Source organism: Streptomyces sp. NPDC059917 (genome assembly GCF_042730635.1).
Classification (GTDB): Bacteria; Actinomycetota; Actinomycetes; order Streptomycetales; family Streptomycetaceae; genus Streptomyces.
Genome location: NZ_JBHWLC010000040.1, coordinates 1 through 14,268 on the forward strand (window position 1 = coordinate 1; position 14,268 = coordinate 14,268).

The following is a 14,268-nucleotide window of genomic DNA, read 5'->3' on the forward strand; positions in this document are numbered from 1 at the left end:
CCGCTGCGGTGGCGCCCCTCTCGCGTACCCGTACTAGGCGTAGGTGCCCAGGTCGCCGATGACGGAGAAGCCGAGCCCGTAGGCGCTCATCCCGCGGCCGTAGGCGCCCAGGTGGACGCCGTCGCGGGTGGATCCGGCCAGCACCCAGCCGAACTCCGACTCGCGGTAGTGGAAGGGCGTCGGCTCCCCGTCGACCGGCAGGGAGAGCGTGGACCAGTCCTCGCCGCCGAGGTCGTCGGCCAGCTCCCAGGCGGCCTCGGTCTGCTGGTCGAGCCAGTCGCCGCGCAGGGTGTGGTCCATCTGGCCGGGCCAGGTGAAGGCCAGCAGCCCGGAGCCGGCCAGCCAGGCCGCGGAGGAGACCGAGGTGGCCTCCAGGACGCCGGTGCCGTCGGCGCTGCGGCGCAGCGGGTTGCTCGCGACGGTGACGACCACCGCGAAGCGCTCCTTCTCGCCGGTGACGATCTCGCCGCGGACCGAGGGCTCGTCGCCGTGGCCGGTGGAACCGTGCTCGACGGTTCCGTCGGCGGCGGTGCCCACCTGCATGAGCCAGCGGGGGCCGGTGAAGGCCGCGTCCAGCCCGTACCAGGGGAAGGAGGCCCGCAGGTAGCCCTCGGCGGCCCGGCGGGCGCCCGGGACGGGCGTGGGGGGTGCGGCGGCGGCCTCGGCCTGCGGTGCCTGCGGTGCTTGTGCGGCCTGGGGAGCCTGTGGGGCCTGGGGAGCTTGTGCGGCCGCCTCGGCGGCGGCTTCCGGGGCGGGCGCGGTGTGCGCCTCGGCGGGCTGCGCCCCTACCCGACTACTGCTCGTCGTCTCCATCGGTGCGGCCTCTCGTTCCGTGGGACCCGGAACGACCCTCCCCCCTGCTGCGCTGGGGGGACCCCCTCCCTGGGGCGTCGGCGTCCGGACAGATGGAGAGGATAGCCATCCGACCCCGCGCCGCCCGGCAGGCCGAGGTGTCAGGCGGGTCAGGTGGCGTCGGCGTCGAAGGGGGCGCGCTGCTCCGGCGCGGGCGGCACGACCCGCTTCACCAGGTCGGGCCCGCCGGGCGCGGGCGCGGCGCCGGTGGACGGCGCGGCCGGGGCGTCACCGGGGACGGGGTCCGCTTCCTTGCTGTTGACGGCGTCCGTGACGTCGTTCAGCTCCTTGCGCAGGTCGAAGCTGCTCCGGATCTCCTTGAGGTCCTCGTTCTCGGTGAGCTGCTTGCGGATGAAGGTCTTCGGATTGAGGTCCTCGAACTCGAAGTCCTTGAATTCCGGGCCCAGCTCGGAGCGGATGTCCTGCTTGGCGCTGTCCGAGAACGCCCGGATCTTGCGGATGACCCCGGACACGTCCTGGATCACCTTCGGGAGCTTCTCCGGACCGAAGATGAGGATGGCCAGCACCACGATGGTGACCAGTTCGAGTGCGCCTATGTCGTTGAACACGTTGCCGCTCCTCGGCTGTCATCCTGCGGGCCTGGACCACGGTACCCGGCCGCCTCCACGAGCCGACACCTCGCTCCCCGTTTCCCCTGCCGGTCATCCACTGTTCGCCGAACCCAGTACGAGTTCCAGCGTGCGCTCCTTGCCACCGCGCAGCACGGTGAGGCGGAGCGGATCACCCGGGCGGTGGGCCCGCACCTTGATGATCAGCTCGTCCCCGCCGTGCACGCGCTGGCCGTCCACCTTGATGATCACGTCGCCGGACACGATGCCGGCGCGGGCGGCGGGACTGCCCGCCGGGACGGCCGGCTTGCCGTCGGCGGCCCGGTCCCCGACCCGGGCCCCGTCGCCGGTGTACTTCATGTCGAGGGTGACGCCGATGACCGGGTGGGTCGCCCGGCCGGTGCGGATGATCTCCTCGGCCACCCGCTTCGCCTGGTTGACCGGGATGGCGAAGCCGAGACCGATGCTGCCGCTCTGGCGCGCCGGGTCCTTGTCGCTCGCGTCCTGGTCCGCGCCGCGGATCGCGCTGTTGATGCCGATGACCCGGCCCAGGGAGTCGAGCAGCGGGCCGCCGGAGTTGCCGGGGTTGATGGGGGCGTCGGTCTGCAGGGCGTCGACGTAGCTGACGTCGCTGCCGTCCCCCTTGTCCCCGCCCGCGGTGATGGGCCGCCCGGTGGCGCTGATGATGCCCGCGGTGACCGTGTTGGACAGGTCGAAGGGCGCGCCGATGGCCACCACCGGGTCGCCGACCTTGACGTTCTCCGAATTGCCGAGGGCCAGGGGGCGCAGGCCGCGGACCCCGTCGACCTTGACCACGGCGAGGTCGTAGCCGCCGTCCCGGCCGACCACCTCGGCGCCCGTGCTCTCGCCGGTGCTGAAGGTGACCGTTATCCGCTGGGCGTCCGCGACGACGTGGTTGTTGGTGAGGATGTGGCCCTGCCCGTCCAGCACGAAGCCGGTGCCGGTCCCGTTGCCCGCGCCGCCCGCGACGTGCAGGGTGACCACGCCGGGCAGGGCGGTCGCGGCGATGCCGGCCACGCTCTCGGGGGCCCGGCCCTTGGGCTCCACCCCGGCCTGGGGCAGCTCCAGGCGGGTGCTGCTCTGCCGTTCGGCCAGGACGCCGAGCCAGGCACCGACGCCTCCGGCGAGCAGGGCGCTGCACACGGCCAGGGCCACCAGGTGCCGCATCCGGATCCCCGGCCCCTCGTGGCCCGCGTCCGGCAGTTGGAACGGGGCGGTGCTCCAGGGGTCGTAGCGGGGCGCGGGCGCGCCCGCGGGTACGTCCTCGGGGGCGTCCCCCGGCTCCGCGAGCGGCGCCGCCGCGGTGTCCCGCGGCTCCTCGCCGCCGGTCCGGGGGGCCGGTACGCGGTCACCCCGCGCGCCGGCGTCGTCGGGGCGGCTCCACCACCGAGGGGCCGGCCGCGCTGGAGCCGGATCGGTCGGAGGGTGGGTGTCGGACATGAGCGCTCCCCGCGTGCCTCGCGCGCGCCCCGCCGGGCGCACCTGGCGAGGATTCAACCAGGTCGCCCCGCGGGGCGGCAGAGGCGGGCGGGGGTATCACCCGCGCGCGCCGTCGTGCCTCAGCGGGTGAGCGACACCGGGCGCGGTGACAGGCTCGGCGCCACGGGCGGCAACGGCGTCGCACGCGCCGCCGGGGGGTCCAGCACCGACGTCAGCCGGGGGGTGACGGTCGCGCTCCCGGCCGGGGGCCGGGGGCGGTCCCGGATGACCGCGTCGACGACGGACAGGGCTCCACCGGTGGCACCCGGCTGGGTGGCCGGGGTGACGCTGGCGCCGCCCTCACCACGGGCGTTGGGCTCGAACTGGTCCAGCGGCAGCGCGCCGCCGAGCGCGAGCGCGGCGAGCGAGACGGCTCCCGCGGCGACGAAGGCGAACCGGCGGCGGGGGCGGCCCACCTCGTGTATCCGGAAGCCCTCCTGCGGGCGGGGCGCCTGGAAGGCGTACCCGAAGGTGGCGAAGGGATCGGTGGCGCGGGTGGTCGGGGCGGGCGGACCGGGCGGGGCGGCGGGACCGTCGGGTCCACCTCCCGGCAGGCCCTGGAGCCGGGCGAGCAGCCCGGCGGAGAGCGGCGGCGGCGCGCTCTCGACGAAGAGGGTCTTCAACCGGCGCTGGGCGTCGGCCTCGGCCTTGCACTTGGCACAGGTCGCCAGATGGGCGAGGACGCGCTCGCGCACGTCGTGGCTCAGCTCCCCGTCCACCAGGGCGGCGAGCCGGTCGCCCAGGTGGTGTTCCGCTGCGGACGGACTGACTCCGCTCACTCCGCTCCGCCCTCTCCCCCCACGAACGGGGCGCCCACGGCCACACCCGCCAGCGCACGCTGCTCCGCACGGGCCTCGGGGGAACGGTGCTTGAGCGCCTTGCGCAGGTGCGAGCGGCCACGGTGGATCCGGCTGCGGACGGTGCCGAGCTTCACGCCGAGGGTCGCGGCGATCTCCTCGTAGGACAGGCCTTCGATGTCGCACAGCACCACGGCGGCGCGGAACTCCGGCGCGAGGGTGTCCAGCGCCTGCTGGACGTCCGCGTCGAAGTGCGTGTCGTGGAGCACCTGCTGCGGGTTGGGCTCGCGGCTCGGCAGTCGCTCGGCGGCGTCGTCGGCGAGCGCGTCGAAGCGGATCCGCTGCTTGCGGCGCACCATGTCCAGGAAGAGGTTCGTGGTGATCCGGTGCAGCCAGCCCTCGAAGGTGCCGGGCGTGTACGTCGACAGCGAACGGAAGACGCGGACGAAGACTTCCTGGGTGAGGTCCTCGGCGTCGTGCTGGTTGCCCGTCAGGCGGTACGCCAGTCGGTAGACCCGCGCACTGTGCGTGCTGACAATCTCCTCCCAGGAGGGAGGGGTCCACGCCTGGGAGCCCGCATCGGCGGCAAAGGTCGCGGTGGTTGCGGTGGCAGCGGTGTGGATACGGTCAGCGGTGTTGATCACGGATTTCGGCTCGCCCGCCGACCAGAAGAGACGTCTGATGACGCCGCCACGATCCACAGGCGCAGCCGCACCTCCCCTGTCGGCTCTGGTGGTGTCCAGTGGAGCCCCTACCATAGCCACCCCTCCCGTCAGCTCTGGATAAGCATTTTTGCAGTAACTTTGCACGGGTCCGAGGTCCTTGACCGCCGATCTGCCCGGCGCCGTCCCCTCTATCCCGCCTCTTCCCCTCACAACGCCCGGTCCCATCTGCGGGTTCCCGACGTCAGCGGATACAGTCACCGTTGCGCCAACTATGGGGACAGGAGAGGGTCATTAGCGGCAACCGGCAGACGAGCTGGGCGTTCGCCGACGCGTTTGTCGCCGAGGACGACGCTCTGCGGTGGGCCCGCGACCGGGCGAGGGAAGCGGGCCTGCGCTCGGTCTCCCCCGGCACCGGGGCCGCGCTGCGCCTGTTGGCCGCCACCGCGGACGCCAAGGCGGTCGCGGAGATCGGCACCGGCACCGGTGTCTCCGGCATCCACCTGCTCCACGGACTGCGCCCCGACGGGGTGCTGACGACCGTGGACCCCGAGCCGGACCGGCAGGCCTTCGCCCGCCAGGCCTTCCGCGCCGCGGGCTTCGCGGGCAACCGCGCGCGCTTCATCCCCGGCCGGGCCCTGGACGTCCTGCCGCGGCTCGCCGACGGCGGCTACGACCTGGTCTTCTGCGACGGCGACCCGGCCGAATCCCTCGACTACCTCGCTGAATCGTTGCGCCTTCTGCGACCGGGTGGGCTGGTGTGCTTCGAGGGAGTCTTCTCGGACGGCCGTACGGTCGACTCCTCGGCCCAGCCGGTGGAGGTGCTGCGGGTGCGCGAGCTGCTGCGCACGGTCCGCGAGAGCCCCGCGCTGGAATCCGCGCTGCTGCCGGTGGGCGACGGCCTGCTGTGCGCCGTGCGCCGCTGAGCGGACCCCGATCGAGGGGGTCCGGGCGGCCCCGCACGCCCGATCGCGGGCGGGTCCGGACATGCCGCTGCCCCGCCCGTGGTGACCACGGGCGGGGCAGCGGTGAAGATCAGGAAACGGAACCCTGATATCTCAGATAACGCGGACGCGTCAGCCGACGACCTTCTTCAGGGCGTCACCGAGGGCGCCGGCCTCGTCCGGGGTCAGCTCGACGACAAGCCGACCGCCGCCTTCAAGCGGAACGCGCATGACAATGCCCCGCCCCTCCTTGGTGACCTCGAGCGGGCCGTCGCCCGTCCGCGGCTTCATGGCCGCCATGCTCGTTCCCCTTCCTGAATCCAGCTCATCGTCAGCCGACGGCCCCATTCAGGCGCCTAATACCCGGCATCGAACACATTGCTTCCCGCCATTATCCCGCATGTCAGGACCCGATGACCAACATCAGCCGGGAACGCTTGTGCAACGCGCTCGACCAAAACCACTCATTTCGGCGATCCGCCTGCGATACTTCGCCCCCGCCCGGCCCGCGGAGCCCCCGGTTTGTTTGACCTACATCACATACCCGGTGGCCCGTACGGTCCGCCATGCTGGGACTTCTGCCCGCGACGAAGGGGGATCCCCACCATGTCCGACAGCGTGCTCTACGAAGTGAGCGACGGACTCGCGACGATCACGATCAACCGCCCCGACGCGATGAACGCGATGAACACCGAGGCCAAGGTCGCGCTGCGGGACTCCGTCCTCGCCGCCGCGGAGGACTCCGGGGTGCGGGCCGTCCTGCTGACCGCGGCTGGCGGCCGGGCGTTCTGCGTCGGTCAGGACCTCAAGGAGCACGTCGGCTTCCTGGCGGCGGACCGCGAGAACGGCTCCACGCTCACGATGAGCACCGTCTCGGAGCACTACAACCCGATCGTGCGGGCGCTCACCACCATGGCGAAGCCCGTGGTGGCCGGGGTGAACGGGGTGGCCGCCGGGGCGGGCTTCGGCTTCGCGCTGGCCGCGGACTTCCGGGTGGTGGCCGACACCGCCTCCTTCAACACCTCCTTCGCCGGGGTCGCGCTGACCGCCGACTCCGGGGTCTCCTGGACCCTGCCGCGGCTGATCGGCCAGTCGCGCGCCGCCGACCTGCTGCTGTTCCCCCGTTCGGTGCCGGCCCAGGAGGCGTACGAGCTCGGCATCGCGAACCGGATCGTGCCCGCGCAGTCGCTGGCCGCGGAGGCGGCCGCGGTGGCGCGGGCGCTGGCTTCGGGGCCGACGGTGGCCTACGCGGCGCTGAAGGAGTCCCTGGCGTACGGGGCCGCGCACGGGCTGGCCGAGGCCCTGGAGAAGGAGGACGAGCTCCAGACCCGGGCCGGGGCCTCCGCCGACCACGGCATCGCCGTAGCCGCCTTCCTCGCGAAGCAGGCCCCGGAATACCAGGGCCGCTGACGCCACCCTCCGGGGGCGCCTCAAACGGGCGGGGCTGGATCCTGGCCACATCCAGCCCGCCCGGCGTTCGAGGGCCCGCCGGGGGGCAACACCGCACGGCACGGCCCGCTTGTCCGCCCTCCGGGGGCGCCTCAAACGCCGGCGAGGCTGAATCAGGCCGGCATCGGGCCCTCATTCGGCCCCCGGGCGGGGCCGGATCCGGGCCACATCCAGCCCGCCCGGCGTTCGAGGGCCCGCCGGGGGCGCTACTGGTCGCGGGAGACGCAGGTGGCCAGGTGGTCGTTGACCAGGCCGCAGGCTTGCATCAGGGCGTAGGCCGTGGTCGGGCCGACGAAGCGGATGCCCGCCTTCTTCAGGGCCTTGGCCAGGGCCGTGGACTCCGGGGTCACCGCCGGGACCTGGGTGGTGCTCCGGGGGGCCGCCGCGGGGTGCTCCGGGGCGTGGGACCAGATCAGCTCGTCCAGCTCCCCCGCACCCCACCCGGCCAGGACCTTCGCATTGGCCAGGGTCGCCGCGATCTTCGCCCGGTTCCGGATGATCCCGGGATCGGCCAGCAGCCGCTCCGCGTCCGCCTCCCCGAACTCCGCGACCTTGGCGATCTCGAAGTCCGCGAAGGCCTTCCGGAACCCCTCCCGGCGCCGCAGGATCGTCAGCCAGGACAGCCCGGACTGGAAGGCCTCCAGGCAGAGCCGCTCGTACAGCGCGTCGTCCCCGTGGACCGGCCGCCCCCACTCCGTGTCGTGGTAGGCGACGTAGTCCTCGGTCGACAGCGCCCACGGGCAGCGCAGCCCCCCGTCCGGCCCCGCCACGGCGGCGCCCGGCGCCGGGGTCACCGGTCGCCCTTGGTCAGGTCGGGCCCGGCCGCGGCCGCCGGGGCCACCCGCGCCGCCTCCAGCTCCGCGATCCGCGCGTCCCGCTCGGCCAGCTCCGCGCCCAGGCGCGTCAGTACGTCGTCCACCTCGGCCATCCGGTACCCGCGCGGCGCCACCGGCAGCCGCAGCGCGTCGATGTCCTCCCGCACCACCGGTCGGGTCTCCGGCAGGCCGTCGGCGACGATCTCCGGATCCACCTCGGGCAGCACCGCTTCGCTGCCGCCGCCGATCACCGCGAGGGTGACCCCGGCGACGACCACGACCAGCGCGATCAGCAAGAACCAGAACACGAGCAACTCCCCTGAGAGACTGCGGCCACGGAGTCGATCGTGCCATGCGACGGCCGCGTCCATGCGCGCGCGGCGGTTAAGGTCGCTGGCGGGGCGGCGAGGGCCGCCGGAGGAGGAAACACGGGATGCTGCGACTGGGCAGGCGCGAGTTCGACACCCACGAGCCCGTGATCATGGCGATCGTGAACCGGACCCCGGACTCGTTCTACGACCAGGGCGCCACGTTCCAGGACCGGCCCGCGCTCGACCGCGTCGAGCGGGCCGTGGCCGAGGGTGCGGCGATCATCGACATCGGCGGGGTCAAGGCGGGGCCCGGCGAGCACGTGGACGCGGCCGAGGAGGTCCGCCGCACGGTGGGCTTCGTGGCCGAGGTCAGGCGCCGCCACCCGGACGTGGTGATCAGCGTGGACACCTGGCGGCACGAGGTCGGCGAGGCCGTCTGCGAGGCCGGTGCGGACCTGCTGAACGACGCGTGGGGCGGGGTGGACCCGAAGCTCGCGGAGGTCGCCGCCCGCCACGGCGCGGGGCTGGTCTGCACGCACGCGGGCGGCGTGGAGCCGCGGACCCGGCCGCACCGGACCTCCTACGAGGACGTGATGGCGGACATCCTGCGCGTGACGGTCGGGCTCGCGGAGCGGGCCGTCGCGCTGGGCGTGCCGCGCGAGTCGATCATGATCGACCCGGGACACGACTTCGGCAAGAACACCCGCCACTCGCTGGAGGCCACGCGCCGGCTCGGGGAGATGGCGCGGACCGGCTGGCCGGTGCTGGTGTCCCTGTCCAACAAGGACTTCGTGGGCGAGACCCTGGACCGGCCGGTCAAGGAGCGGCTGCTGGGCACCCTCGCCACGACGGCCGTCTCGGCCTGGCTGGGCGCGCAGGTCTACCGGGTCCACGAGGTCGCGGAGACCCGGCAGGTCCTGGAGATGGTGGCGTCGATCCAGGGCCACCGCCCGCCCGCGGTAGCCCGCCGGGGCCTGGCCTGACGGCCAGGCCCCACGGGCCCGGGGTTACTTCCCGACTTCCTTCGTCACCAGGGCGATCGCCTCGTCCACGTCGTCCGTGACGTGGAAGAGGTACAGGTCCTTCTCCGAGGCCTTGCCCTGCGCGACCACCGTGTTCTTCAGCCAGTCGACCAGCCCGCTCCAGTAGGCCGTGCCGAACAGCACGATCGGGAAGCGGGTGATCTTCTGCGTCTGGACCAGCGTCAGCGCCTCGAACAGCTCGTCGAGCGTGCCCAGGCCGCCCGGCAGGACCACGAAGCCCTGGCTGTACTTGACGAACATCGTCTTGCGAACGAAGAAGTACCGGAAGTTCAGGCCGAGGTCGACGTGCTGGTTGAGCCCCTGCTCGAAGGGCAGCTCGATGCCGAGCCCGACCGAGATCCCGTTGCCCTCGCGGGCGCCCTTGTTCGCGGCTTCCATCGCGCCCGGGCCGCCGCCGGTGATGACGGCGAAGCCCGCGTCGACGAGGGCCCGGCCGATGGCCACGCCCGCCTCGTAGTCCGGCGAGTCCGCCGGCGTGCGGGCCGAGCCGAACACGCTGATCGCCGGCGGCAGCTCCGCCAGGGTGCCGAAGCCCTCGATGAACTCCGACTGGATGCGCAGGACCCGCCAGGGGTCGGTGTGCACCCACTCGGAGGGTCCCGCGGAGTCCAGCAGCCGCTGGTCGGTCGTACTCCCCGCCTGGACCTGGTCGCGCCGTCGCAGTACGGGACCCAGCTGTTGCTCCGCCGGCTTGCCCCGGCCGCCCTCAGGGTTGCCCATGATGTGCTCCCTCCTGCTGATCGTTCGGATCAGGGTAGGCGCACAAAGGTGACGAGAAGCGGAATTCAGGAGGTCAGCCAGGCGCGGAGTCGCTCCTCGCAGTGCAGGATCGCCTTCGTCTCGACCCGTTCGTCGACCTTGTGGGCCAGCAGCGCGTCTCCCGGGCCGTAGTTGACGGCCGGGACGCCCAGCGCGCTGAAGCGCGACACGTCCGTCCAACCGAACTTCGGCATGGCCCGGCCGCCGACCGCCGCCATGAACGCGGCCGCCGCCGGATGCGACAGGCCGGGCAGCGCCCCGCCGGAGCTGTCGTCCACCACGAACTCCGTGATCGCGCAGTCGGCGAAGACCTCGCGGACGTGCGCGAGCGCCTCGGCCTCGCTGCGGTCGGGCGCGTAGCGGAAGTTGACCGTCACCGCGCAGGCGTCGGGGATCACGTTGTTGGCGACGCCGCCTTCGATGCGCACGGCGTTGAGGCCCTCGTGGTACTCCAGCCCGTCGATGACCGGGCGGCGCGGCTCGTAGGCCGCCAGCTTCGCGAGGATCGGCCCGGCCGCGTGGATCGCGTTGGACCCCATCCAGCTGCGCGCGGAGTGGGCGCGCTCGCCGGCCGTGTGCAGGATCACCCGCAGGGTGCCCTGGCAGCCGCCCTCGACCTCGGCGTTGGAGGGCTCCAGGAGCACCGCGAAGTCGCCGGCGAGCCAGTCCGGGTGGGCCTCGGCGACCTTGCCCAGGCCGTTGCGGTGGGCGGCGACCTCCTCCTGGTCGTAGAAGACGAAGGTGAGGTCCCGGTTCGGCTCGGGCACGGTGGCCGCGATCCGCAGTTGGACGGCGACCCCGGACTTCATGTCGGTGGTGCCGCAGCCCCACAGGACGCCGTTCTCGTCCAGCCGGGAGGGGACGTTGTCGGCGATCGGCACGGTGTCGAGGTGGCCGGCGAGGACGACGCGCTCCGCGCGACCGAGGTCGGTGCGGGCCACGACGTTGTTGCCGAAGCGGTCGACGGTGAGGTGCGGCAGGCGTCGCAGGGCCAGCTCCACGAGGTCCGCGAGGACCTTCTCGTCGCCGCTCACGGAAGGGATGTCGACGAGCCGGGCGGTCAGCTCGGCAGCGTCCAGGGTGAGGTCCAGCTCGGATTCGGACATGGCTCCGACCCTAATGCCCCACCTCGACCGGAAGGCCGGACCGTCCGGCCGATGGACGGGTCGAACGGCTCAAGTACGGTGGGCGGCGTGTCCGAGACTCACCAGATGGCTCCCCGACCGCGCCGTCGCCGCCGCCCGTACAGGCTGGCCGCGGCGCTGCTCGTGCTGCTCGGGCTCGCCGGTTACTACCTCGTCCAGAACGAATCGACGGGCGGCGACGGCGCCCCGCACTGCACCGTGGTGGCCGGCGGGGATGCGGGCGGTTCGTACTCCATGAACCTCGAACAGGCCCGGTACGCGGCGACGATCGCGGCGGTCGGCACGGCCAGGAAGATGCCGGAGCGCGCGGTGACGATCGCGATGGCCACGGCCATGCAGGAGTCCGCGCTGCGCAACCTCGACCACGGGGACCGGGATTCGCTGGGCCTCTTCCAGCAGCGGCCCTCGCAGGGCTGGGGCACCCCGGCGCAGATCATGGACCCGGTCTATTCGGCCGGGATCTTCTACGACCGCCTCAAGGAGGACGTGCCCGACTACGCGGACCTCCCGCTGACGGTGGCCGCGCAGAAGGTGCAGCGCAGCGGCTTCCCGGACGCGTACGCGAAGCACGAGCCGGACGCCGCCCTGCTCGCGGCGGCCTTCACGGGTCGGGCCCCGGGGGCCCTGAGCTGCTCGGGGCCGCTGCCGCAGGACACGGGCGACGCGACGCGGGTCAAGGCGGAGCTGGTGAAGGTGTTCGGGAGCGCGCTGGCGCCGAAGGCGGGGCCGCCCGCCTCCCGGGTCGCCGCGCAGCAGGCGCCCGCCGACGACTCCGAGGTGACCCTGTCCGTCTCGGGGAAGGACTACCAGGGTCCGGCCGACCAGCGGCGCGGCTGGGAGCTGGCGAACTGGACGGTGGCGCACGCCGCCGAACTCGGCGTCCAGCGGGTCTCGTACGGCAGCAAGGCGTGGATCGCGGGCAAGAACAAGGGGCGGTGGATCGACAAGGCGCCGGGCAAGTCCGGTGACGGGGACCCCCGCAACGCGGGCCCGGACGACGTGCGGATCTTCGTCGCCCCGCTGAACCGCTGACGGTGCGGACCGGCCACCGGCCGGGCCGTCGGCGGCCGATCGGCGCACCCGGTCAGCCGTGCGGGACGTCACCCGCACGGGGCCGGTCCGCAGCGGCGCACGCCGGTGCGCGACGGGGGCAGAAGGCCAGCTCATCGCGCATCTGATGCGCTTGTCACCGAAGCCGATAAAACGACGCGTTGCCAAGCCTTTACCCATCGGCTCCGCAACTCAGGGCGCCCCCGAGGGAGTTGTGCACGGCGTACTCAGCCCGCACGACGACGCTTAGGAGCACCATGTCCCTCCCCCTGACCCGCCGGATCGCCCGTGCCGCACTGCTGCTCGCAGCCGGAGCGGCGCCCGTGGTCGGCGCGGCCGGCTCGGCGAGCGCCGTGGGCCTGGAGTCCGCACCCCAGCTGGGTTCGCTGACCGCCCTGGACTCGGCGGGCCTCGGGCACGCCGCGGACGGCGTCGCCGGCAAGAGCGGCCTGCCGACGGACGCGCTCACCGGGAAGCTGATGGGCGGCCTGCCCACCGACGCCGCCCCGGCCGCCGCACCCGCGCCCGCACCCGCCGCCGACGCGCCCGCCGCGCCGCTGCCGGCGCCCGCACCCGCCCTGCCGACCGACGGGCTGCCCGGGGCGGCCGCCCTCGCCCCCGTCCAGTCGCTGCCGCTGGGCTCGCTGCCGCTGGGCGGTCTGCCGCTGGGCGGCTGACGCCCGTACGCGGGACGCGGGAACGCCGAAGGGGCCGGGAGCACGAACTCCCGGCCCCTTCGGGCCGTACCGACCGCGGTGGCCGCCGGCAGCGGCCTCAGCCGAGGCGCTTGACCGCCGCGGCCACCCGCTCGTCCGTCGCCGTGAACGCGACGCGCACGAAGTTCGCGCCCGCCTCGCCGTAGAAGTCGCCGGGGCAGACCAGCACGCCGAGTCCGGCGAGGTAGGCGACCGTCTCCCAGCAGGGCTCGTCGCGCGTCGCCCACAGGTAGAGGCTGGCCTCGCTGTGCTCGATCCGGAAGCCGTGCGCCTCCAGGGCCGCGCGCAGCGCCTCGCGGCGGGCCGCGTAGCGCTCGCGCTGCTCCCGCACGTGCGCGTCGTCGCCCAGCGCGACCGCGGCCGCGGCCTGCACCGGGGTGGGCGTCATCATGCCGCCGTGCTTGCGGATCTCCAGCAGCTCGGCGAGGACGGCCGCGTCACCGGCGATGAAGGCCGCCCGGTAGCCGGCCAGGTTCGAGCGCTTGGAGAGGGAGTGGACGGCCACCAGGCCGTCGTAGGAGCCGCCGCTGACCTCGTCGTCCAGGACGGAGACGGGCTCGGCGTCCCAGCCCAGCTCCAGGTAGCACTCGTCGCTGAAGACCAGGATCCCGTGCTCGCGGGCCCAGGCCACGATCCGGATCAGCTCCTCCTTGGCGAGGACCTTCCCGGTCGGGTTGGACGGCGAGTTCAGCCACAGCAGCTTCAGCCCGGTCGGGTCGAGCTCGGTCGGGTCGTCGTAGACCACCGCCTCGGCACCGCACAGCAGCGCGCCGACCTCGTACGTCGGGTACGCCAGGCGCGGGTAGGCGACCTTGTCGCCCGCGCCCAGGCCCAGCTGGGTCGGCAGCCAGGCCACCAGTTCCTTGGAGCCGACCACCGGCAGCACGTTGCGGTGCCCGGCGTTGCTCGCGCCGAGGCGACCGCGCACCCAGTCCGTGATCGCGTCGCGGTACGCGGCGGTGCCCCACACGGTCGGGTAGCCCGGGGAGTCGGCGGCCGCCACCAGGGCGCGCTGGACCAGGTCCGGCACCGGGTCCACGGGGGTACCGACGGACAGGTCGACGATGCCGTCCGCGTGCGCGGAGGCGGTTGCCTTGTACGGCTCCAGCTTGTCCCAGGGGAAAGCGGGAAGGCGAGCGGATACTGCGGCCACGGTGGTCTCTGCTCTCTCTCTGCGTGCTCTGCGTACCGGTGCGTGCACGGGCGTGCCCCGCGTACCGGATTCGGAAAACACCTCGGTCCCGTGCGGCGCGTTCGCCGTACGGGACCGAGGGACGCGCCCGCCTAAGACGGTCAGTGCTCGCCGTTCATGGGCGGCAGCGCGGCGATGAAGGAGTGGTCGCGCTCGATCAGGCCGAGCTTGGAGGCACCACCGGGCGAGCCGAGCTCGTCGAAGAACTCGACGTTCGCCTTGTAGTAGTCCTTCCACTCTTCCGGAGTGTCGTCCTCGTAGAAGATGGCCTCGACCGGGCAGACCGGCTCACACGCGCCGCAGTCGACGCATTCGTCCGGGTGGATGTACAAGGACCGCTGGCCCTCGTAGATGCAGTCGACGGGGCACTCTTCGATGCATGCCTTGTCCTTGACGTCGACACAAGGCTCCGCGATGACGTAGGTCACGCTCTCGTTCCTCCTCGGTAGGGCTTTCCATATCGC

General features: G+C 73.1%; 17 protein-coding genes. 5 read left to right on the forward strand and 12 right to left on the reverse strand.

The window, feature by feature from the left end:
- Positions 1–33: 33 nt before the first annotated feature.
- From ACFWAR_RS22725 to sigE, 5 genes are all read right to left on the reverse strand, one after another.
- A complete protein-coding gene (locus ACFWAR_RS22725) occupies positions 34–813 on the reverse strand; it encodes a hypothetical protein (protein ID WP_385779973.1) in 780 nt (259 codons plus the stop codon).
- Between the two features lie 149 nt (positions 814–962).
- Positions 963–1,421, reverse strand: a complete 459-nt coding sequence (locus tag ACFWAR_RS22730; RefSeq protein ID WP_385779975.1) for a sec-independent translocase — start codon at positions 1,419–1,421, stop codon at positions 963–965.
- Positions 1,422–1,514: 93 nt separating this feature from the next.
- Positions 1,515–2,882, reverse strand: coding sequence for a S1C family serine protease (locus tag ACFWAR_RS22735; RefSeq protein WP_385779978.1), 1,368 nt, complete (start codon positions 2,880–2,882; stop codon positions 1,515–1,517).
- Between the two features lie 119 nt (positions 2,883–3,001).
- Positions 3,002–3,700 carry a zf-HC2 domain-containing protein gene (locus ACFWAR_RS22740; protein WP_385779981.1) on the reverse strand — a complete coding sequence of 233 codons (699 nt, stop codon included), beginning with the start codon at positions 3,698–3,700 and terminating at the stop codon, positions 3,002–3,004.
- Positions 3,697–4,476: an RNA polymerase sigma factor SigE gene (gene sigE, locus ACFWAR_RS22745; protein ID WP_385779983.1), complete on the reverse strand. Its 780-nt coding sequence runs from the start codon at positions 4,474–4,476 to the stop codon at positions 3,697–3,699. The genes ACFWAR_RS22740 and sigE overlap by 4 nt, the downstream gene beginning before the upstream one ends.
- 167 nt (positions 4,477–4,643) lie before the next feature.
- Here sigE and ACFWAR_RS22750 point away from each other — a divergent pair, with 167 nt between their 5' ends.
- Complete coding sequence (locus ACFWAR_RS22750) at positions 4,644–5,306, forward strand: class I SAM-dependent methyltransferase (RefSeq protein ID WP_354379600.1); 663 nt, start codon at positions 4,644–4,646, stop codon at positions 5,304–5,306.
- A 150-nt stretch (positions 5,307–5,456) separates the two neighbouring features.
- Here the strand turns inward: ACFWAR_RS22750 and ACFWAR_RS22755 are convergent, their stop codons facing one another.
- Complete coding sequence (locus ACFWAR_RS22755; protein ID WP_069086806.1) at positions 5,457–5,624, reverse strand: DUF3117 domain-containing protein; 168 nt, start codon at positions 5,622–5,624, stop codon at positions 5,457–5,459.
- Positions 5,625–5,930: 306 nt separating this feature from the next.
- Between ACFWAR_RS22755 and ACFWAR_RS22760 the strand changes: the two genes are divergently transcribed.
- Positions 5,931–6,734, forward strand: a complete 804-nt coding sequence (locus ACFWAR_RS22760; RefSeq protein WP_385779987.1) for an enoyl-CoA hydratase/isomerase family protein — start codon at positions 5,931–5,933, stop codon at positions 6,732–6,734.
- 245 nt (positions 6,735–6,979) lie between these two features.
- On the opposite strand, the gene ACFWAR_RS22765 is transcribed toward ACFWAR_RS22760, so the two are convergent.
- Complete coding sequence (locus ACFWAR_RS22765; RefSeq protein ID WP_385779989.1) at positions 6,980–7,567, reverse strand: DNA-3-methyladenine glycosylase I; 588 nt, start codon at positions 7,565–7,567, stop codon at positions 6,980–6,982.
- Entirely contained in the window at positions 7,564–7,902 is a 339-nt protein-coding gene (locus ACFWAR_RS22770; protein ID WP_385779992.1) for a DivIVA domain-containing protein, read from the reverse strand. Before ACFWAR_RS22770 ends, ACFWAR_RS22765 begins: the two co-directional genes overlap by 4 nt.
- Positions 7,903–8,021: 119 nt before the next feature.
- Here ACFWAR_RS22770 and folP point away from each other — a divergent pair, with 119 nt between their 5' ends.
- Positions 8,022–8,882 carry a dihydropteroate synthase gene (gene folP / locus ACFWAR_RS22775; protein ID WP_385779995.1) on the forward strand — a complete coding sequence of 287 codons (861 nt, stop codon included), beginning with the start codon at positions 8,022–8,024 and terminating at the stop codon, positions 8,880–8,882.
- A 24-nt stretch (positions 8,883–8,906) separates the two neighbouring features.
- Here folP and ACFWAR_RS22780 read toward each other — a convergent pair whose 3' ends face one another.
- Together ACFWAR_RS22780 and dapE are read right to left on the reverse strand one after the other, a co-directional pair.
- Positions 8,907–9,662: a TIGR00730 family Rossman fold protein gene (locus ACFWAR_RS22780; protein ID WP_385779997.1), complete on the reverse strand. Its 756-nt coding sequence runs from the start codon at positions 9,660–9,662 to the stop codon at positions 8,907–8,909.
- A gap of 65 nt (positions 9,663–9,727) precedes the next feature.
- On the reverse strand, positions 9,728–10,807 hold the full coding sequence (dapE, locus tag ACFWAR_RS22785) for a succinyl-diaminopimelate desuccinylase (protein WP_385780000.1): 1,080 nt from the start codon (positions 10,805–10,807) through the stop codon (positions 9,728–9,730).
- Between the two features lie 78 nt (positions 10,808–10,885).
- Here dapE and ACFWAR_RS22790 point away from each other — a divergent pair, with 78 nt between their 5' ends.
- Both ACFWAR_RS22790 and ACFWAR_RS22795 read left to right on the forward strand, forming a co-directional pair.
- Positions 10,886–11,878, forward strand: coding sequence for a hypothetical protein (locus tag ACFWAR_RS22790; protein ID WP_385780134.1), 993 nt, complete (start codon positions 10,886–10,888; stop codon positions 11,876–11,878).
- Between the two features lie 275 nt (positions 11,879–12,153).
- On the forward strand, positions 12,154–12,573 hold the full coding sequence (locus tag ACFWAR_RS22795; protein ID WP_385780003.1) for an ATP-binding protein: 420 nt from the start codon (positions 12,154–12,156) through the stop codon (positions 12,571–12,573).
- 97 nt (positions 12,574–12,670) lie between these two features.
- Here ACFWAR_RS22795 and dapC read toward each other — a convergent pair whose 3' ends face one another.
- Both dapC and fdxA read right to left on the reverse strand, forming a co-directional pair.
- Entirely contained in the window at positions 12,671–13,765 is a 1,095-nt protein-coding gene (gene dapC / locus ACFWAR_RS22800) for a succinyldiaminopimelate transaminase (RefSeq protein WP_385780005.1), read from the reverse strand.
- A gap of 140 nt (positions 13,766–13,905) precedes the next feature.
- A complete protein-coding gene (gene fdxA, locus ACFWAR_RS22805; RefSeq protein ID WP_283459813.1) occupies positions 13,906–14,232 on the reverse strand; it encodes a ferredoxin in 327 nt (108 codons plus the stop codon).
- Positions 14,233–14,268 lie beyond the last annotated feature (36 nt).